Source organism: Pseudomonas sp. LBUM1641 (assembly GCF_059716235.1).
Genome location: NZ_CP166815.1, coordinates 223,601 through 241,673 on the forward strand (window position 1 = coordinate 223,601; position 18,073 = coordinate 241,673).

Here is an 18,073-nt window from a genome sequence, read left to right on the forward strand (position 1 = left end):
TTGCTGGTCGAGAAACTTATGGTCAGCCATAAAACTGTTACTTTATTTGCATCTTCTTCCTTATCTTGCGCCCACAAAAAAGCCCCAGGTCTTTCGACCTGGGGCTTTTTCATCTGTATATGGTGCACCCGGCGGGATTCGAACCCACGACCCCTGCCTTCGGAGGGCAGTACTCTATCCAGCTGAGCTACGGATGCTTGTGCGGGCGACATCATACCCATGTCGACCTTGGGCGTCCATGCCGCTTTTCGCCCGGCCGCCCGTAGGAATACGCGCCGCTGACGCCCTGTGCCGGGCGTCTCGGCGCAATAGGGCGGAACTCGCCTGAAACACGCTGATCAGAAAAATGGAGCAAATGCGCCGTTTTCGTTCTTTTTTTCGAACAGACTATTGCCCTGCACCCCCATTGATCCTAGGATTCGTTTGAGATTTCAAACGCTCCTGCCTGGGTGCTGAACCGCACATTTGTCCTTTCGTGCGCTATTTACGTGCTTGCGCCCAGTGAATGATTTCCCTGACGGCAGCCCTCAAGGCGCCTTTCAACAACTCTAATTCGCTCCGCGCGTGCGCGGTGCTGTTAAGGAAAGCCGACATGCAGCTCAAAGACACCCAGTTGTTCCGCCAGCAAGCCTTCATTGATGGCGCTTGGGTCGATGCGGACAACGGTCAAACGATCAAGGTCAACAACCCCGCTACCGGCGAAATCCTCGGTACCGTGCCAAAAATGGGCGCCGCCGAAACCCGTCGCGCCATTGAAGCAGCTGACAAGGCCCTGCCGGCCTGGCGTGCACTCACCGCCAAGGACCGCGCCAACAAGCTGCGTCGCTGGTTCGAGCTGATTATCGAGAACCAGGATGACCTGGCTCGCCTGATGACCCTGGAGCAAGGCAAGCCGCTGGCCGAAGCCAAGGGCGAAATCGTTTACGCCGCTTCGTTCATCGAGTGGTTCGCCGAAGAAGCCAAGCGCGTCTACGGTGATGTGATTCCCGGCCACCAGCCGGACAAGCGCCTGATCGTGATCAAGCAACCGATCGGCGTTACCGCTGCCATCACGCCGTGGAACTTCCCGGCCGCGATGATCACCCGTAAAGCCGGCCCGGCCCTGGCCGCCGGTTGCACCATGGTGCTCAAGCCTGCGTCGCAAACCCCGTTCTCCGCGTTCGCCCTGGCTGAACTGGCCCAGCGTGCCGGCATTCCGAAAGGCGTGTTCAGCGTGGTCTCCGGCAGCGCCGGCGATATCGGCAGCGAGCTGACCAGCAACCCGATCGTGCGTAAATTGTCCTTCACCGGCTCCACCGAAATCGGTCGCCAGCTTATGGCCGAATGCGCCAAGGACATCAAGAAAGTTTCCCTGGAATTGGGCGGTAACGCGCCGTTCATCGTGTTTGACGACGCAGACCTGGATAAGGCCGTCGAAGGCGCGATCATTTCCAAGTACCGCAACAATGGCCAGACCTGCGTCTGCGCCAACCGCCTGTACATTCAGGATTCGGTGTACGACGCGTTCGCTGAAAAACTGAAAGTGGCGGTGGCCAAGCTGAAGATCGGCAACGGTCTGGAAGAAGGCACCACCACCGGTCCGCTGATTGACGAGAAGGCCGTGGCCAAGGTTCAGGAACACATCGCTGATGCCCTGAGCAAAGGCGCGACCCTGTTGGCTGGCGGCAAGGTGATGGAAGGCAACTTCTTCGAGCCGACCATCCTGGTCAACGTGCCGAAAGACGCCGCCGTGGCCAAGGAAGAAACCTTCGGCCCACTGGCGCCGCTGTTCCGTTTCAAAGACGAAGCCGAAGTGATCGCGATGTCCAACGACACCGAGTTTGGCCTGGCTTCCTACTTCTATGCCCGCGACCTGGGCCGTGTGTTCCGTGTGGCGGAAGCCCTGGAATACGGCATGGTTGGCGTCAACACCGGGTTGATCTCCAACGAAGTGGCGCCGTTCGGCGGCATCAAGGCTTCGGGCCTGGGCCGTGAAGGCTCCAAGTACGGGATCGAGGATTACCTGGAAATCAAATACCTCTGCCTGGGCATCTAAGCCCGGCGCGAGATTGCAGTAAACGCAAAGGGCACGAGAGCGCTGTCCCTTTGCGTGTTTCACACCGTTATTCGTAGTGGCCGGGAAAGCTGTGGCAGTCGATCATCGCATGCTGCCGTAGTTGCCTCCCCGCCACGTATTCCTTGGACCACGCCACCCGATGAGTGGCGAATGAGGACTTTATGAGCAAGACCAACGCATCCCTGATGAAACGCCGCGAAGCCGCTGTACCGCGCGGCGTTGGCCAGATTCACCCGATCTTCGCCGAGTCGGCGAAGAACGCCACCGTGACCGACGTTGAAGGTCGCGAGTTCATCGATTTCGCCGGCGGTATCGCCGTGCTGAACACCGGTCACCTGCACCCGAAAATCATCGCGGCCGTGACCGAACAGCTGAACAAGCTGACGCACACCTGCTTCCAGGTATTGGCCTACGAGCCGTACGTTGAGCTGTGCGAAAAAGTTAACGCCAAGGTGCCGGGTGATTTCGCCAAGAAAACCCTGCTGGTCACCACCGGTTCCGAAGCGGTAGAAAACGCCGTGAAGATCGCCCGTGCCGCCACTGGCCGTGCCGGCGTAATCGCGTTCACCGGCGCTTACCACGGTCGCACCATGATGACCCTGGGCCTGACCGGCAAAGTCGTGCCGTACTCGGCCGGCATGGGCCTGATGCCAGGCGGCGTGTTCCGCGCGCTGTTCCCGAACGAACTGCACGGTGTGAGCGATGACGACTCCATCGCCAGCATCGAACGCATCTTCAAGAACGATGCCGAGCCGCGTGATATCGCTGCCATCATCATCGAGCCGGTGCAGGGCGAAGGCGGTTTCTACGTCGCGCCTAAATCGTTCATGAAGCGCCTGCGCGAACTGTGCGACAAGCACGGCATCCTGCTGATCGCCGACGAAGTGCAAACCGGTGCCGGCCGTACTGGTACCTTTTTCGCCATGGAACAGATGGGCGTCGCTGCCGACCTGACCACCTTCGCCAAATCCATCGCGGGCGGCTTCCCGCTGGCCGGCGTGTGCGGCAAGGCGGAATACATGGATGCCATCGCGCCGGGTGGCCTGGGCGGCACCTACGCCGGTAGCCCGATCGCTTGCGCTGCGGCCCTGGCGGTAATGGACGTGTTCGAAGAAGAGCACCTGCTGGACCGCTGCAAGGCTGTCGGCGAGCGCCTGGTGACCGGCCTGAAAGCTATCCAGGCCAAGTACCCGGTAATCGGTGACGTGCGTGCCCTGGGCGCGATGATTGCGGTCGAGCTGTTCGAAGATGGCGACAGCCACAAGCCGAACGCCGCTGCCGTTGCTTCCGTGGTGGCCAAGGCTCGCGATAAGGGCTTGATCCTGCTGTCCTGCGGCACCTACGGCAACGTGTTGCGCGTGCTGGTTCCGCTGACCTCGCCGGACGAGCAGTTGGACAAAGGCCTGGCGATCATCGAAGAGTGCTTCTCCGAGCTGTGATCGAAAGTTGACCTGATCGACAAAAAACCCGCTTAGGCGGGTTTTTTTGTGCCCGATGAACGGTATTCAGCCGTTGTTCATTGTACCCAGGCGGCTCCTTTGTCTAAGGTGCTGGTATTGCCGATGGAGCGTGCTGGATGACTGCTGTTGATTTACCTGCTGTACCCCGTGTGCTGATTGCCGAGGCCGACCCTTGGTCCCGGGATTTGCTCAAGCAGGTGTTACTGAATGTGCGCTGTGACGCACGGCTGGATGTGTGTGCCGATGGCCAGCAAGCCGCCGAGTTGCTGCGTGACAAACCCTACGACCTGATCATCGCCGACTGGGAGCTGCCCGGCGTCGATGGCCTGAGCCTGTTGCACAGCGTGCGCCAGCAACGGCGAACGCCGCTGTTGCCGTTTATCCTGCTGGGCACCCGCAACGACAGCGCCAGCGTGCACGAAGTCTTGCCCCTGGCGCCGACGGCGTACCTGACCAAACCCCTGAACATGGAAAGCCTGACCCAGCGCCTGCAAGACTTGCTGCTGAATGAAGGCGAAACGGTGTATTGCGAAGTCCCGGCCCTGGCGCCGGGCATGACCTTGCCGGTGTTTCTGGAGCGGCGCCGCGAAGCGTCCGATGGCGCGCCGCTGCGAGTCGACGTGCAGGCCGCGGTGCAATACAGCCTGGAACCGGAGGGCCTGGACCTCAAGCGCCTGGAAGAGCAGGTGCGCATGGACCCGCAAATCACCGCCGTGCTGATCGCCGCCGCCAACAGCGCCGGGTATCACGGCTCGCCGGTACAAACCCTGGCCATGGCCCTGCACAAGCTGGCGGCCGGGCAGAGCATGAACCTGATCCTGGGGCTGGCCCTCAAGCACAACGTGGTGCTGAGCGACCCTGGCCTCAAGGATTACGCCGAGCGTTACTGGCAGCTGTCCCAACGCACCGCCGATTACGCCCGCAGCCTGGGGCGCATGCTCGACCTTGATCACGAGCGCTGCTACAGCGCTGGCATTCTCCATCGGCTTGGCGACCTGGCTTTGTTGCGATGCCTGCAAGACTGGCTGCAGGGCGGTGGCGAACTCGATGACGAAGCCATTGGCGAGTCCCTCTACACCTTCGGCGCGGCCTATGGCTCGGCGCTGCGCACGCGCTGGCGCTTGCCGCTGGAGTTGCGCCAGTTGATCGCGGCGATTTACTCGCTGGAAGGCGGGGTGTATTCCCGGGAAGCGCTGGTGGTGAACCTGGCGGCGCAGCTGGCGCGGCTGACCGAGCATGAAGGCGTCGAGGCGCTGGCAAAAAGCAAGACGGCGCGCTTGCTCAAGGTGGGTTTGCCGGAATTGGCGCGTATGCGCAAAACTTAGCAGGCGATGCGGGCCAGTGTGGGAGCTGGCTTGCCTGCGATAGCATCATCCCGGTACAACTGACACACCAAGGTGCCTGCATCGCGGGCAAGCCCGGCTCCCACAGGTAATGGTGTAGCTCAGCCGGCGAGTACGCGGTTTTTGCCTTGTCGCTTGGCCTCGTACATCGCGGCGTCGGCGCGGGCGAACAGGCTGTCGACGTTGGCATCCTCGGCCGTCAGGCTGGCGAGACCCTGGCTGACGGTGACCGCGAAGCTCTCACCGTCATGGCTGAAACTCAGTTGCGCAATCTCGTGCCCCAAGCGTTCGGCCACCTGCATTGCCATCTCCGGTGCGCAACCGGGCAGCACGGCGGCGAATTCTTCGCCGCCAATGCGCCCGAACAGGTCGCCACGGCGCAGAACCCCTCGACCGCTCTCGGCGATACGCTGCAACACCTGATCGCCCTCCAGGTGGCCGTAGGTGTCGTTGACCACTTTGAAGTCATCAATGTCCAGCAACAGGAACGCCAAAGGCGTGCCTTGCAGGCAGGCGCGTTCGAACTCGTGGTGGGCGCATTCGAAGAAGTGTCGACGATTACTGCTGCGGGTCAGCACGTCGGTAGTGGCCAGGCGCTGCAACTCAAGCTCAAGCTGCTTCTTTTCAGTGATGTCCTCGGCCATGCCCACGACGATCACCGGCTGGCCGGGCTCGGCCTGCTGGCTGATGTAGCACTTGTCGCTGAGCCAGCGGATCTGCCCGTCGGCGGTGATGATGCGGTACTCGCGGTCTTCCACGGCGCCGCTGAGCAGCACTTGGGCCAGGCTGTGCTCGGCATAGTCGAGGTCTTCGGGGTGAATGCTGTTGCGCCATTCCCGATGGTCCGCCAGCAGCATGCCCGCCGTACGTCCGAAAACCCGCTCATAGGCCGGGCTGACATACAGCACGCGGCGGGTATCCCACTCGATGGCCCAGAGCACGGCATTCACGCTGACCAGCAGTGAACTCAGCAGTTGCTCGCGTTCACTCAAGCGTTCCACTTCGCCCTGGGCATGCATCAGCGCCAGCAACGTAGCGGCGGCTGCCGGTCGTGGCTGGTCGTGGACGGGGGTGTCGGTGAAGGTCTTTTCGGGGACCATCGGCACAACTCTCTCTGGGCATGCCGCGGGGTTGGGCAGCGGTCACAACAAGGGCCGCCGGGATGGCGAAGTGTTGTTTGAGAGGGGGAATTTGCAGCTAAGTTCCGTTATCAGCGCCGATTTGAGGCGACCAAGAAATGGCGCCAGAAACATGTAGGAGCGAGCTTGCTCGCGAAGGGCGTCAACGCTAACGCGTGCTGTCTGGCTTCACGCGGTGTAATTGGGCCCTTCGCGAGCAAGCTCGCTCCTACAATGATCAGACCGCGGCAGGCCGCAGCGAATAGGTCTTCAGTTGATGGGCAAAGTCCCGCAGGGATTGAATCCCGCTGGCCTCGGCCTCGTGTACCCATTCCTTGATCGCCGCCAGCATGTCGTGGCCGTTGGTGCTGGTTTTCAGCCAGATCTGTTGCAGCGCCAGGCGCTTCTCGTAGATCACTTTCAGGGCCTGGCTGTGTTCCAGCATGCTTTGGATGCGCACGTGGTGACGGTCATCCAGCAGGCTGGTTTCCCGCGACAGCAGGCGCTTGGCGCGATGGAATTGGTGACGCACCGAGTGATCGACCTTCTCCAGTTCCTGCTTGACCAGCGGGCCAATCACCAACTTGCGGTACTGGGCCATGATCTGGAAGCGGTTGTTGAGGATCGCCATGGCGGTGTCCATGTCCAGGTGGCCCTTGCCTTCAACCCGGTGGGCGATCGGCGCGACCCGTTGCACCTTGGCCAGGCGCAGGAAGCTGAACACTTTGATCCAGGCCCAGCCCAGGTCGAACTCCCATTTCTTCACCGACAATTTGGCGGAGTTGGGATAGGTGTGGTGGTTGTTATGCAGTTCTTCGCCGCCAACGATGATGCCCCAGGGAATCAGGTTGGTCGCCGCGTCGCGGCATTCGAAATTGCGGTAGCCGATGGCATGGCCCAGGCCGTTGATCACGCCGGCGGCCCAGAACGGGATCCACATCATCTGGATAGCCCAGATGGTGATACCGATGGTGCCGAACAGCAGCAGGTCGATCACGCCCATGATCGCCACGCCCAACAGCGGGTAGGGGGTGTAGAGCTTGCGTTCGATCCAGTCTTCCGGGCAGTTCTTGCCGTAGATGCGCAGGGTCTCGGGGTTTTCGGCCTCGGTGCGGTACAGCTCGGCGCCTTTGCGCAGGACCGTGGACAAGCCCTTGATCACCGGGCTGTGGGGATCGTCGACGGTTTCGCACTTGGCGTGGTGTTTGCGGTGGATAGCGGTCCACTCGCGGGTGTTCTGCGCCGTGGTAAGCCACAGCCAGAAGCGGAAGAAGTGTTTCAGGCCAGCATTGAGCTCCAGGGAGCGGTGGGCTGAATAGCGGTGCAGATAGACCGTGACCCCGACAATGGTCACGTGGGTCATCAACAGGGTGACTGCAACCAGTTGCCAGGCCGACAAGTCAAGAAAACCGTTGTACCACATAGGCTGTATGGCCCTCAGATAAAGAAAAAACCAGCTTGCGCATTATCACTAAGCCTACAGATAAAACCAGCCGCCCTTTCAGATAGGAGTGACTGGATGTTTCTTATTCTATAATCCGTAACCTTTGTAGGGCGAATCTGGTTTTTTAGTAAGGATTACTAAACATATGCTGTTTTCATACCGAGGTGCCCTGCGTGCAGGGCTGGTGTACCTGCTGGTTTCGATTGTGTGGATTCAGCTCAGCCATCAGGTATTGATCAACTTTATCGATGAACCCGGGGAGCTGGACCGCTGGCTTCAGGTGCGCGGCTACGTGTGGGTCAGCCTCAGCGCGCTGGCGATTTACCTGCTCTGCGCGGGTTTTGCCCGGGCGAGCCAGATCCGGCAGCCGCTGGAGGAAAACCGCGAGCGTCTCCGCCAGGCCGCTGCCGTATTCGATTGCACCCGCGAAGGGGTGTTGGTCACGGACGCCAAGGGGCTGATTGTTCACGTCAACCGGGCCTTTATCGAAATCACCGGCTACCAGTGCGAAGACGTCATGGGCCACCAGCCGAGCCTGTTTAAGTCCGGACGCCACTCGGCCAGTTTCTACCAGGCCATGTTCCAGACCCTGGAGCGCGACGGTGAATGGAGCGGTGAAATCTGGAACCGCCGAAAAAGCGGCGAAATCTACCCCCAGTGGCAGACCATCCGGGTGATTCGCGATGACCAGGGCCAGGTCAGCCACTACGTCGCGGTGTTCTCCGACATCAGCGCCATCAAGCACTCCGAGCACGAGTTGGCGCACCTGGCCCACCACGACCCGCTGACCGACCTGCCCAACCGCCTGCTGTTCACCGACCGCGCCGAACAGGCCCTGGCGTCGGCGCAGGCGCATAAACGTGGCTGCGCCTTGCTGCTGCTCGACCTCGACCACTTCAAGATCATCAACGACAGCCTCGGCCATAACGTCGGCGACCAGTTGCTCAAGACGGTCGGCGAGCGTCTGCAAAGCCTGTTCGGCCCCGGCGTGACCTTGGCACGATTGGGCGGTGACGAATTTGCGGTGCTGGCGGAAAGTTGTCCACAGCTGGTCCAGGCCGCCGCACTGGCGCAACGCATCCTTGATGCGATGAAAGAACCCTTTATCTTCGACGGTCATCAACTGTTCATCAGCGCCAGCATCGGCATCAGCCTGTTCCCCGGCGATGCCCTGAGCGCCGAGCAACTGCTGCGCAACGCCGATTCTGCGCTGTTCAAGGCCAAAAGCGCCGGCCGCGAAAGCTACGCGCTGTATACCGAAGAACTCACCGCCCACGCCCAGCATCGGGTGGAAATGGCCGGCGAACTGCGCCGCGCCCTGGAGCAGCAAGAGCTGCGGGTCTACTACCAGCCGGTGCACGAGTTGCAGAACAGTCGCCTGATCGGCGTCGAAGCCCTGGTGCGCTGGCAGCACCCGGAGCGCGGGCTGGTGCCGCCGGGAGAGTTCATCCCGATTGCCGAGCGTACCGGGCTGATTGCCGATATCGACGCCTGGGTCATGGACCAGGCCTGCCGCCAGATGTGCCAGTGGCTGGCCGACGGCGCGCCGCTGACGTTCCTCGCCGTGAATGTGTCCAGCCGCCTGTTTGCCCGGCGTGAGCTGTACGAACAAGTGGCCAAGGTATTGCACGATACCGGGCTGGATCCGGCGTTTCTGGAGTTGGAAGTGACCGAAAGCGCAGTAATGGAAGACCCGGAAGTCGCCCTTGAGCAAATGCACCGCCTGCGGGAGCTGGGCTTGCGCCTGGCGATTGATGACTTTGGCACCGGTTATTCATCGCTGCTGCGGCTCAAGCGCTTGCCGGTGCAGAAGCTCAAGATCGATCAGGGCTTTGTCGCCGGGTTGCCGTGGGATGAGGACGACGCGGCGATTGTGCGGGTGGTAATCGCATTGGCGCAGAGCATGGGCATGCAGGTGCATGCCGAGGGCATCGAGCAGGTCGATCAGGCGCGGTTTCTGTTGGACCAACAGTGCGACCTGGGCCAAGGGTACTGGTTTGGTCGGCCGATGCCGGCCAGTGAGCTGGATTGGGCGACGGCGCCGACAATTCGCTAAACACCGCCTGGCTTGATTTGAAATAGGGCCAAGTGTAGGAGCGGGCTTGCTCGCGAATGCGGTGGATCAGCCAACCTATGTATTGACTGACACGCCGCCTTCGCGAGCAAGCCCGCTCCCACATTTGGATCTCCACACGGCTTTATTTCACGGGTCGTCCCGCAAAACCCCTCGCAACCCCACGTCCCACCAGAAAATTCTTTCTGGTTATATAAACATTCTTAAATAGTATTTTTAAGAATATCCGCGCTTATCTACTATCGCCCTCACGCCGCAAGCAGTGCCGCCACTGCGAGGCACTTCTCATTTCAGGAGCACGACCATGAGCGCATCTCTACGTAGCGTTGACGGCCAGGACGAAGCAGCCATTTTGCGCGAGATCCAGAGCGCTCTGCGCGATCTGCGGTTTGGTGCGGTGGAAATCACTGTGCACAACGCCCAGGTAGTACAGATCGAACGCAAAGAGAAATTCCGTTTGCAGAACCCGGGCAACAAACCGAGCTGAGCAAGATCGGCGATTCGATTGCAAGACCCGCAACTATAAGAAAAAAGCCAACACCCAAGAATTTCAGGAGCCTTCTATGTCGTCGATTCGCCGTTATGCCCTGGCAGCACTGGCCAGTGCCGTGTTTGCCGGTTCCGCCGTTGCCAAGGATTACGAATTGCTCAACGTGTCTTACGACCCGACCCGCGAGCTTTACCAGGACTACAACGCTGAATTCACCAGCTTCTGGAAGCAGTCGCACCCGGGCGACAACGTCAAGATCCAGCAATCCCACGGTGGTTCGGGCAAGCAAGGCCGCGCGGTGATCGACGGCCTGCGTGCCGACGTCGTGACCCTGGCCCTGGCCGGTGACATCGACGAAATCGCAAAACTGGGCAAGACCCTGCCGGAAAACTGGCAAACCCGCCTGCCGGACGCCAGCACTCCGTACACCTCGACCATCGTGTTCCTGGTGCGCAAGGGCAACCCTAAAGGCATCAAGGATTGGGGCGACCTGATCAAGAAAGACGTTTCCGTGATCACCCCGAACCCGAAAACCTCAGGCGGCGCCCGCTGGAACTTCCTCGCCGCCTGGGCCTACGGCCTGAAAGCCGGTGGCAGCGAAGCCAAGGCCCAGGAATACGTGAAAGAGCTGTTCAAGCACGTGCCGATCCTCGACACCGGCGCTCGCGGTTCGACCATCACCTTCGTCAACAACGGTCAGGGTGACGTGTTGCTGGCCTGGGAAAACGAAGCCTTCCTGGCCTTGAAAGAAGACGGCGGCGCCGACAAGTTCGACATCGTTGTACCTTCGCTGTCGATCCTCGCCGAGCCGCCAGTGGCCGTGGTCGACAAGAACGCCGAGAAAAAGGGCAACACCGAAATCGCCACCGAATACCTCAAGCACCTGTACAGCCCGGCTGGCCAGGAGATTGCGGCGAAGAACTTCTACCGCCCACGCGATGAGAAAGTCGCCGCCAAATACGCCCAGCAGTTCCCGAAACTGGACCTGGTGACTATCGACAAAGACTTCGGCGGCTGGAAAACTGCCCAACCGAAATTCTTCAATGACGGTGGCGTGTTCGACCAGATCTACTCGGCCCAGTAAGAGCGAGCTTGCTCGCGAAAAACTTCATGACGCCGCGTGCTTGCTGACTGCCCGCGTTATCGTTGACGTTTTTCGCGGGCAAGCCCGCTCCTACAGGGATCAGGAGCCCGCATTCGTTTGCGGGCTTTGCATGTCCGTTCCGCTAACCAAGGAATCTTATGTCGCGTCGTATCTCCCCCGTCATACCCGGCTTCGGGCTGACGCTGGGCTACACCGTGGTGTACCTCAGCCTGATCGTACTCATCCCCCTGGCGGCGATGTTTGTACATGCCGCTCAACTCACCTGGGATCAGTTCTGGAACATCATCACCGCACCCCGCGTGCTGGCGGCGTTGAAACTGAGCTTTGGCACTGCGTTTTGCGCAGCGATCATCAACGGCATCATCGGTACCCTGCTGGCCTGGGTGCTGGTGCGCTACACCTTCCCGGGTCGAAAAATCATCGATGCGATGATCGACCTGCCGTTCGCACTGCCCACCGCCGTCGCCGGTATCGCGCTCACCGCGCTCTACACGCCCACCGGCCTGGTGGGCCAGTTCGCCGCCGACCTGGGCTTCAAGATCGCCTACACCCCCTTGGGCATCACCCTGGCGCTGACCTTCGTCACGCTGCCATTCGTGGTGCGTACCGTGCAGCCGGTGTTGGCCGATATCCCCCGGGAAATCGAAGAAGCCGCCGCCTGCCTCGGCGCCAAGCCCTTGCAAGTGTTCCGCTATATCCTGGTGCCAGCGCTGTTGCCGGCCTGGTTGACCGGCTTTGCGTTGGCCTTCGCCCGCGGCGTGGGTGAATACGGTTCGGTGATTTTCATCGCCGGTAACATGCCGATGAAAACCGAGATCCTGCCGCTGCTGATCATGGTCAAGCTCGACCAATACGACTACACCGGCGCCACTGCCATCGGCGTGATGATGCTGGTGGTTTCCTTTGTCCTGCTGCTGCTGATCAACTTGTTGCAGCGGCGCATCGAAACCCCATAAGGAGGCGCGGAACATGTCCCAATCGTCTATTTCCGCCGCCTCGTCGGCGAACGCTGCCCGCCGTGGCAGTGCTGTATCCCGGCGCATCCTGATCAGCCTTGGCTGGTTGATCTTCGCGCTGTTTCTGCTGCTGCCGCTGTTTATCGTGGTGTCCCAGGGCCTCAAAAATGGCCTGGGTGCATTCTTCACCGCGATCCTTGAGCCGGACGCGCTGTCGGCGCTGAAACTCACGGTGATCGCCGTGGCGATTTCGGTACCGCTCAACGTGGTGTTCGGTGTCAGTGCCGCCTGGTGCGTGAGCAAGTACTCGTTCCGTGGCAAAAGTATCCTGGTGACCCTGATCGACCTGCCGTTCTCGGTATCGCCGGTAATCGCCGGCCTGGTCTACGTGTTGATGTTCGGCGCCCAAGGCTTCTTTGGCCCGTGGCTGCAAGACCATGACATCCAGATCGTGTTTGCCTTGCCGGGTATCGTGCTGGCGACCATCTTCGTCACCGTGCCGTTCGTGGCCCGTGAGCTGATCCCGCTGATGCAGGAGCAGGGTACCCAGGAAGAAGAGGCCGCGCGCCTGCTGGGCGCCAACGGTTGGCAGATGTTCTGGCATGTCACCGTGCCGAACATCAAGTGGGGCCTGATTTACGGCGTGGTGCTGTGTACCGCGCGGGCCATGGGTGAGTTCGGTGCGGTGTCGGTGGTGTCCGGCCACATTCGCGGCGTAACCAACACCTTGCCGCTGCACGTCGAGATCCTCTACAACGAATACAACCACGTCGCCGCGTTTGCCGTCGCGAGTCTGTTGCTGATCCTGGCGCTCTTCATCCTGCTGCTCAAGCAGTGGAGCGAGAACCGTATTAACCGCCTGCGCGCCGGTGCGGCTGAGGAATAAGTCATGTCGATCGAAGTCCGTAATGTCAGCAAGAATTTCAACGCCTTCAAGGCCCTGAACAGCATCAACCTGGACATCCAGAGTGGCGAGCTGGTGGCGTTGCTGGGCCCGTCCGGCTGCGGCAAGACCACCTTGCTGCGGATCATCGCCGGGCTCGAAACCCCGGATGCCGGCAGCATTGTGTTCCACGGTGAAGACGTCTCCGGCCACGACGTGCGTGATCGTAACGTCGGCTTTGTGTTCCAGCACTACGCGCTGTTCCGCCACATGACGGTGTTCGACAACGTCGCGTTCGGCCTGCGCATGAAACCGAAAAACCAGCGCCCCACCGAAAGCCAGATCGCGGTAAAAGTCCATGAGTTGCTGAACATGGTGCAGCTCGATTGGCTGTCGGATCGCTACCCGGAACAACTCTCCGGCGGCCAGCGCCAGCGTATCGCCCTGGCCCGCGCCCTGGCCGTAGAGCCTAAAGTGCTGTTGCTGGATGAACCGTTCGGTGCCCTGGATGCCAAGGTCCGTAAAGAACTGCGCCGCTGGCTGGCGCGGCTGCACGAAGACATCAACCTGACCTCGGTCTTCGTGACGCACGACCAGGAAGAAGCCATGGAAGTGGCGGACCGCATCGTGGTGATGAACAAGGGTGTGATCGAGCAGATCGGCTCACCGGGGGAAGTCTACGAAAACCCGGCCAGTGATTTTGTTTATCACTTCCTTGGGGATTCGAACCGCCTGCATTTGGGTGAAGACAAGCACGTGCTGTTCCGCCCGCATGAAGTGTCGCTGTCACGCCATGAGCTGGAAGACCACCACGCGGCTGAAGTGCGTGATATTCGCCCGCTTGGCGCGACTACCCGGGTGACCCTGAAGGTCGAAGGCCAGAGCGAACTGATCGAGGCCGAAGTGGTGAAAGACCACGACAGCCTGACCGGCTTGGCACGGGGCGAGACGTTGTTCTTCAAGCCCAAGGTCTGGCAAAAAGCCTAAGACCGATGCAACCCACTGTAGGAGCGAGCTTGCTCGCGAAAATCGTTAACGATAACGCGTTCATGCTGGATGAACGCGGCGCTCTCTGGTTTTTCGCGAGCAAGCTCGCTCCGACAGTGGTCAGGCGGCGACATTTTTCTGATTTGTCCGCACCGGCCCAGAACGCTCTTCAATCTGCCGTTTGAGGTCATGCCGCATCCCCACCAGAAACGCCAACTCCGCCACCACAAACAACGGCCCCACGATCAGCCCGGACACGTCATCGACAAACGCCGGCTTGCGCCCCTCGTAGTAATGCCCCACAAACTGGATCACCCAGCCCACCACGAACATGCCGATGCCGCTGCTCAGCCACACCAGCGTGCTTTGCGCCGCCAGCACATGCCCGGCCCACACCGACAGGCCCATCAGCACGGTCATCAGCACACCGAGTGCCAGCTCCAGGCGCAAATAGAACCACGCCGAGAACAGTGGCAGCAGCACCGCAGGCGACAGCCAGAGCCCGGCCACCGTCCATTCGGGGCGTGACAGCAGCACGGCCACCGCCACCACAATCAGCGGGATGCCGATAAAGTGGCTGGCGATATTGCGCGGGTCACGGTGGTAGGCGGCGTATTGACTGAGATGGTCGACGAGGCTTTTCATTGTTGTTCCTCCTGTAGGATGTTTGATCATGCCCTGTAGGCCCGCGATACACTGTCAACTGGCCGACAATCTTCGGAGTTCGCATGGATGTAGAGAAGTGGCACCCACGGCTGGCCACCGGTCACTGGTACAGCCATCTGCCTGCTGACTTACAGAATAGCTTGCTGGCCAGCGCCCGGTTGCGGCAGCTGACGGCGGGGCAGTACCTGTTCAAGCGCGGCGATCCGCCGTGTGGGTTGTACGCGGTGCTGGAAGGCTCCCTGCGCATCAGCGCGGTGAACGAGCAGGGCAAGGAAGCGGTGTTGAGCCTGGCGGAATTACCGTACTGGTTCGGCGAGATTTCCCTGTTCGACGGGTTGCCCCGTACCCATGACGCCTGCGCCGCCGGGCCTTGTACGTTGTTGCAGGTGCCGCAGCCGGCGTTGCTGCAGATCCTTGAACAGGCTCCGCGTTATTGGCGCGACATGGCCCTGCTGATGAGCCAGAAGCTGCGCCTGACCTTTATCAATATCGAGCAATTGAGCCTGATGCCGGCGTCGGTGCGGGTGGCGCACCGCTTGCTGATGATCGCCGAAGGCTACGGCGACATCGAGCAGGTGCGGCAGGTGCTGCAACTGCCCCAGGAAGACCTGGCCGCGATGTTGAGCCTGTCGCGGCAGACCACCAACGCGTTGCTCAAGGACCTGCAGGGCCAGGGCATCCTGCGCCTGGGCTATGGCGAGATCGAAATCCTCGACCCGCAGCGTTTGCGCGAGGCGGCGCACGCCTGAGGGTGGTAGCCTGCGTTCACGATTATTCGAGGTGTGTTATGCGCGTCCTGTTGGTGGAACACGAGTCAGAGGCGGCCGAGGCGATGGGCCGCAGCCTTGAAGAGGCCAGTTACACGGTGGAGGTGGCGGCCAATGGCATGGCGGCCCTGCGCTTTGTGGAAAACACTGAATACGACCTGGTGATCCTGGATGTGATGCTGCCGGGGTTGAATGCCTGGAAGCTGCAGCAGGCGATTCGGTTGAAAGGTGAGACGCCGATGCTGTTTTTGACCACGCCTGACGGGATTGAAGACCGGCTGCGTGGGCTGGAATTGCATGAGGATGATTATTTGCTCAAGCCGTTTGAGGCCCGGGCGTTGGTGGCGCGGGTGAAGAAGGTGTTGCGGCGGGATCGCGGGCGCTGACTGCCTCTTGTATTTGTGGTGGCTGAACCATCGCCATCGCGGGCAAGCCCGGCTCCCACATTTGAACACTGTTGCCCAAGCCAACTCGGTCAAATGTGGGAGCGGGCTTGCTCGCGAAGAGGCCCTCACAGCCACCGCAACTCCAGCTACCTCAACCCATCCCGAAACTGCCCCGGCGTGATCCCGGTCCAGCGCTTGAACGCCCGGTTGAAACTGCTGGTATCGGCAAACCCCAACAAATGACTGATCTCCGCCAGCGAGCACTCGGGGTCCCGCAGGTGCAGCAGCGCGAGGTTCTCCCGGCACTCATTGAGCAGCGCATCAAACCGGCAGCCCTCATCCGCCAAGTGCCGCTGCAAGCTGCGCAAACTCAAATGCAACGCCTGGGCGATGCGCTCGGCACTCGGCTCACCGTCGGGTAACTGCGCTTCAATGGCCGAACGCACTTTGCGCTCCCAGGTCAGCGGTCGCAGTTGTGCCAAGGTGCGCTTGAGTACGGTTTCATTGTGTTCGGCCAACTCCGGGTTGGCGTCGTCCAGATGACTGTCAAAGTCCTGGGCGGCGAATTCCAGACGGTCTTCCTCGGCGGCGAAAAATACGGGTGCACGAAACACCGTGTGCCACGGCTTGGTATCGGCCGGCTCGGGCCGCCGCAGGTACACCGCCAGCGGCGCATAATCCCGGCCCAGGCGATTGCGGCAGGTGCGCACGTAAATCGCGGCAAACGCATCAATCGCCTCAAACGCCGGTGCGGGTGTGCCGGCAGGCTGTTGCAGGCGAAAGCGGTAACGATCGCCCTCCCGGCTAAGCTCCAGGCTCAGGGCATCGCTGACCACCTGGTGATAGCGCACGATCCGCTCGAACACTTCCCGCAGGCTGCCGCTGGCCACCAGCGCGTAACCCAGCGCATGAAAGGTGGTTGGGCTGACAAACCGCGACACCCGCAAACCAATCGCCGGGTCGCCACTGGCCTGCACCGCCAGCTCCCAAAGACGCGTGGTGGCCGACAACGGATAGCGCGCGTTGGGATCGTCCATCTGCTGCGGGTCGAGCCCGGCCTGGGCGCACAACGCGGCGCTGTCGAGGCCCAAGGCGTCGAGCTGCTTGCGCAGGGCGCGGGTCCAGCTGGCGAGGGAGGTCGGTTCGGTCATGTTGATTGGCGCTTGCGGTCAACAGGTTGGCGTGTGGGGCTAGCGTCCCGCCAGATCGCATAGGGCAGGATGTACGCATCAATAAGACAGAGGATGGAAGCATGGACGGTACTTCTGCAAGCCCCCGGCAGATGAACGCACAACAGCGGTCAGCGCATATTCGTGAAGTGGTGCTGGCCGAGGGCCTGTTATTGCGCCAGCGCCACCCCTGGCTGCTGCATCAGGACGCGTTGGGCGCGGGCATCCTGGCCTTTGCCCTGGTGGGCATGCTGGGTTCGGCGGCGCTGTATATCACCGGGCACATGGCGTGGTGGGTGTGCCTGCTGCTCAACGCGTTCCTCGCGTCATTGACCCACGAGCTGGAACACGACCTGATCCACAGCATGTACTTTCGCAAGCAACGCCTGCCCCACAACCTGATGATGGGCCTGGTGTGGCTGGCGCGACCCAGCACCATCAACCCTTGGGTGCGGCGCCATATTCACCTGAATCACCACAAGGTGTCTGGCAGCGAAACCGACATCGAAGAGCGTGCAATCACCAATGGTGAGCCGTGGGGCTTCGCACGCCTGCTGATGGTCGGCGACAACATCATGTCGGCGCTGATCCGGGTGCTGCGCGCACCGACCTGGAAGCACAAGCTGGGCATTCTCAAGCGCACGGCGCTGGTCTACGCACCGCTGGCGCTGCTGCATTGGGGCGCGTGGTATGTGTTCCTCGGCTTCCATGCCGCCAATGGCATCGCCAGCCTGCTGGGCGCGCCGATCGACTGGTCAGCCAACACCTTGGCGGTGATGCACGTCATCGACATCGCTTCGGTGGTGATCATCGGCCCCAATGTGCTGCGTACCTTCTGCCTGCACTTTGTCAGCTCCAACATGCACTACTACGGTGATATCGAGCCGGGCAATGTGATCCAGCAAACCCAGGTGCTCAACCCGTGGTGGTTGTGGCCGTTGCAGGCGTTCTGCTTCAACTTCGGCAGCACCCACGGGATTCATCATTTCGTGGTCAAGGAACCGTTTTACATCCGTCAGATGACGGTGAAAACGGCGCACAAGGTGATGGCTGAGATGGGTGTGCGCTTCAACGATTTCGGCACCTTTGCGCGGGCCAATCGGTTTGAGCGCGCCACCCATTCATCGGTGGCGATCAATCCGGCTGAAACGGCGACGCACTGAGGATTG

General features: G+C 61.0%; 16 protein-coding genes and 1 tRNA gene. 12 read left to right on the forward strand and 5 right to left on the reverse strand.

All coding sequences use genetic code 11. The annotated features are described in order from the left end of the window. Positions 1–120: 120 nt before the first annotated feature. Positions 121–197: transfer RNA gene (locus ACA046_RS00960), tRNA-Arg, on the reverse strand. A gap of 395 nt (positions 198–592) precedes the next feature. Between ACA046_RS00960 and gabD the strand changes: the two genes are divergently transcribed. From gabD to ACA046_RS00975, 3 genes are all read left to right on the forward strand, one after another. After that, on the forward strand, positions 593–2,035 hold the full coding sequence (gene gabD, locus ACA046_RS00965; RefSeq protein WP_003218155.1) for an NADP-dependent succinate-semialdehyde dehydrogenase: 1,443 nt from the start codon (positions 593–595) through the stop codon (positions 2,033–2,035). A 182-nt stretch (positions 2,036–2,217) separates the two neighbouring features. Beyond that, positions 2,218–3,495, forward strand: a complete 1,278-nt coding sequence (gene gabT / locus ACA046_RS00970; protein ID WP_497675729.1) for a 4-aminobutyrate--2-oxoglutarate transaminase — start codon at positions 2,218–2,220, stop codon at positions 3,493–3,495. Positions 3,496–3,632: 137 nt separating this feature from the next. Then, entirely contained in the window at positions 3,633–4,841 is a 1,209-nt protein-coding gene (locus ACA046_RS00975) for an HDOD domain-containing protein (protein WP_497675730.1), read from the forward strand. 119 nt (positions 4,842–4,960) lie between these two features. Here ACA046_RS00975 and ACA046_RS00980 read toward each other — a convergent pair whose 3' ends face one another. Both ACA046_RS00980 and desA read right to left on the reverse strand, forming a co-directional pair. Beyond that, on the reverse strand, positions 4,961–5,959 hold the full coding sequence (locus ACA046_RS00980; RefSeq protein ID WP_076015549.1) for a sensor domain-containing diguanylate cyclase: 999 nt from the start codon (positions 5,957–5,959) through the stop codon (positions 4,961–4,963). A gap of 256 nt (positions 5,960–6,215) precedes the next feature. Beyond that, positions 6,216–7,400 carry a delta-9 fatty acid desaturase DesA gene (gene desA / locus ACA046_RS00985; RefSeq protein WP_459025250.1) on the reverse strand — a complete coding sequence of 395 codons (1,185 nt, stop codon included), beginning with the start codon at positions 7,398–7,400 and terminating at the stop codon, positions 6,216–6,218. 166 nt (positions 7,401–7,566) lie between these two features. Between desA and dibA the strand changes: the two genes are divergently transcribed. The 6 genes from dibA to ACA046_RS01015 all read left to right on the forward strand — a co-directional run bounded on the left by dibA (position 7,567) and on the right by ACA046_RS01015 (position 13,916). Beyond that, entirely contained in the window at positions 7,567–9,477 is a 1,911-nt protein-coding gene (gene dibA, locus ACA046_RS00990) for a phosphodiesterase DibA (protein ID WP_459025252.1), read from the forward strand. A gap of 322 nt (positions 9,478–9,799) precedes the next feature. Next, on the forward strand, positions 9,800–9,982 hold the full coding sequence (oscA, locus tag ACA046_RS00995; protein WP_003170956.1) for a sulfur starvation response protein OscA: 183 nt from the start codon (positions 9,800–9,802) through the stop codon (positions 9,980–9,982). 76 nt (positions 9,983–10,058) lie between these two features. Continuing rightward, on the forward strand, positions 10,059–11,069 hold the full coding sequence (locus ACA046_RS01000; protein ID WP_003218143.1) for a sulfate ABC transporter substrate-binding protein: 1,011 nt from the start codon (positions 10,059–10,061) through the stop codon (positions 11,067–11,069). A 158-nt stretch (positions 11,070–11,227) separates the two neighbouring features. Next, positions 11,228–12,046 (forward strand): sulfate ABC transporter permease subunit CysT, encoded by an 819-nt coding sequence (gene cysT / locus ACA046_RS01005; RefSeq protein ID WP_076015547.1) that lies wholly within the window; start codon positions 11,228–11,230, stop codon positions 12,044–12,046. Positions 12,047–12,059: 13 nt separating this feature from the next. Next, complete coding sequence (gene cysW, locus ACA046_RS01010) at positions 12,060–12,932, forward strand: sulfate ABC transporter permease subunit CysW (RefSeq protein WP_076015546.1); 873 nt, start codon at positions 12,060–12,062, stop codon at positions 12,930–12,932. A 3-nt stretch (positions 12,933–12,935) separates the two neighbouring features. Next, on the forward strand, positions 12,936–13,916 hold the full coding sequence (locus ACA046_RS01015; RefSeq protein WP_063033633.1) for a sulfate/molybdate ABC transporter ATP-binding protein: 981 nt from the start codon (positions 12,936–12,938) through the stop codon (positions 13,914–13,916). A gap of 120 nt (positions 13,917–14,036) precedes the next feature. Here the strand turns inward: ACA046_RS01015 and ACA046_RS01020 are convergent, their stop codons facing one another. Continuing rightward, the gene (locus ACA046_RS01020) at positions 14,037–14,561 is read right to left on the reverse strand and encodes an Mpo1 family 2-hydroxy fatty acid dioxygenase (RefSeq protein ID WP_497675731.1); all 525 of its coding nucleotides are present in this window, start codon (positions 14,559–14,561) and stop codon (positions 14,037–14,039) included. Positions 14,562–14,644: 83 nt separating this feature from the next. Between ACA046_RS01020 and ACA046_RS01025 the strand changes: the two genes are divergently transcribed. Together ACA046_RS01025 and ACA046_RS01030 are read left to right on the forward strand one after the other, a co-directional pair. Beyond that, complete coding sequence (locus tag ACA046_RS01025) at positions 14,645–15,331, forward strand: Crp/Fnr family transcriptional regulator (protein ID WP_497675732.1); 687 nt, start codon at positions 14,645–14,647, stop codon at positions 15,329–15,331. Between the two features lie 38 nt (positions 15,332–15,369). After that, on the forward strand, positions 15,370–15,735 hold the full coding sequence (locus tag ACA046_RS01030) for a response regulator transcription factor (RefSeq protein ID WP_076015543.1): 366 nt from the start codon (positions 15,370–15,372) through the stop codon (positions 15,733–15,735). Positions 15,736–15,881: 146 nt separating this feature from the next. Here the strand turns inward: ACA046_RS01030 and ACA046_RS01035 are convergent, their stop codons facing one another. After that, positions 15,882–16,886, reverse strand: coding sequence for an AraC family transcriptional regulator (locus ACA046_RS01035; protein ID WP_497675733.1), 1,005 nt, complete (start codon positions 16,884–16,886; stop codon positions 15,882–15,884). Positions 16,887–16,987: 101 nt separating this feature from the next. On the opposite strand from ACA046_RS01035, the gene ACA046_RS01040 reads away from it, so the two are divergent. Further along, positions 16,988–18,067: a fatty acid desaturase gene (locus ACA046_RS01040; protein ID WP_459025262.1), complete on the forward strand. Its 1,080-nt coding sequence runs from the start codon at positions 16,988–16,990 to the stop codon at positions 18,065–18,067. Positions 18,068–18,073: the final 6 nt, after the last annotated feature.

Coding starts and splice junctions, on each gene's coding strand:
- ACA046_RS01020 (WP_497675731.1), bottom strand. CDS start 14,561: ATGAAAAGCCTCGTCGACCATCTCAGTCAATACGCCGCCTACCACCGT.
- gabD (WP_003218155.1), top strand. CDS start 593: ATGCAGCTCAAAGACACCCAGTTGTTCCGCCAGCAAGCCTTCATTGAT.
- dibA (WP_459025252.1), top strand. CDS start 7,567: ATGCTGTTTTCATACCGAGGTGCCCTGCGTGCAGGGCTGGTGTACCTG.
- ACA046_RS01015 (WP_063033633.1), top strand. CDS start 12,936: ATGTCGATCGAAGTCCGTAATGTCAGCAAGAATTTCAACGCCTTCAAG.
- ACA046_RS01030 (WP_076015543.1), top strand. CDS start 15,370: ATGCGCGTCCTGTTGGTGGAACACGAGTCAGAGGCGGCCGAGGCGATG.
- desA (WP_459025250.1), bottom strand. CDS start 7,400: ATGTGGTACAACGGTTTTCTTGACTTGTCGGCCTGGCAACTGGTTGCA.
- gabT (WP_497675729.1), top strand. CDS start 2,218: ATGAGCAAGACCAACGCATCCCTGATGAAACGCCGCGAAGCCGCTGTA.
- ACA046_RS01025 (WP_497675732.1), top strand. CDS start 14,645: ATGGATGTAGAGAAGTGGCACCCACGGCTGGCCACCGGTCACTGGTAC.
- ACA046_RS01000 (WP_003218143.1), top strand. CDS start 10,059: ATGTCGTCGATTCGCCGTTATGCCCTGGCAGCACTGGCCAGTGCCGTG.
- cysW (WP_076015546.1), top strand. CDS start 12,060: ATGTCCCAATCGTCTATTTCCGCCGCCTCGTCGGCGAACGCTGCCCGC.
- ACA046_RS01035 (WP_497675733.1), bottom strand. CDS start 16,886: ATGACCGAACCGACCTCCCTCGCCAGCTGGACCCGCGCCCTGCGCAAG.
- cysT (WP_076015547.1), top strand. CDS start 11,228: ATGTCGCGTCGTATCTCCCCCGTCATACCCGGCTTCGGGCTGACGCTG.
- oscA (WP_003170956.1), top strand. CDS start 9,800: ATGAGCGCATCTCTACGTAGCGTTGACGGCCAGGACGAAGCAGCCATT.
- ACA046_RS01040 (WP_459025262.1), top strand. CDS start 16,988: ATGGACGGTACTTCTGCAAGCCCCCGGCAGATGAACGCACAACAGCGG.
- ACA046_RS00980 (WP_076015549.1), bottom strand. CDS start 5,959: ATGGTCCCCGAAAAGACCTTCACCGACACCCCCGTCCACGACCAGCCA.
- ACA046_RS00975 (WP_497675730.1), top strand. CDS start 3,633: ATGACTGCTGTTGATTTACCTGCTGTACCCCGTGTGCTGATTGCCGAG.